The sequence below is a fragment of the Vibrio sp. 2130-1 genome, from assembly GCF_033339515.1.
This window is the reverse complement of sequence record NZ_JAWOUT010000405.1, coordinates 1-632: the sequence shown is the minus strand read 5'-3', so window position 1 is coordinate 632 and position 632 is coordinate 1. Positions and strand designations below refer to the sequence as shown.

Annotated in this window: 1 protein-coding gene; it reads right to left on the bottom strand. The window is 44.9% G+C overall.

The features are described from left to right. Positions 1–187: 187 nt before the first annotated feature. The coding region (locus tag R7Q09_RS26495; RefSeq protein WP_318143987.1) for a universal stress protein at positions 188–632 on the bottom strand (445 nt) is incomplete at its 5' end.

The following is a 632-nucleotide window of genomic DNA, read 5'->3' as shown; positions in this document are numbered from 1 at the left end:
ACGGTAGCCGCGAAGAGTATGAGTTTAGTGAAGCAGTCGTTTCTTCAACTAACATCGATGAATCTCTATTCATCGATGTAACGAACATCTAGTAAATAGGAGGCAACGATGCCTCCTATTTTGTACTTGCTGAAACCGAAAATAAAACGCCCCAAAAGAGGGGCGTTTTTATATTTGATTATTTGCTCTACGTTGCGGTATTTGGATCGAGAGGGCTGATATAACCTTTTGGTTTTAATGCCAGTACATCACAGTTAATCTTATCGATCACATGCTCTGCCGTGTTACCGATAAAGACCGCTGAAAGACCCGTACGACCAGTCGTACCCAAAATCACCATTGCTGCATTTAATCGCTCCGCTGCTGCAGGAATGACGTCTTCTGGTAAACCTTGTTCTACGATGGTTTGTTCTTCGTCGATGCCATGTTTTTGTCTCAATGCTTTCATTGCGGTGAGATGGTGGCCACGAACCGCATCCGTGTAGGTCGTTGGGTCAAATTCAGGCAACTCAATCGTAATGTTAGCCGGTGTAACAGGATAAGCGTTGACGAGATACGGTTCAGCATCGAGACGGTTTGACATCTCTTTGAGGCGTTCAACCATCGCGTCGTTCAAATCAATGTGAGTTGGG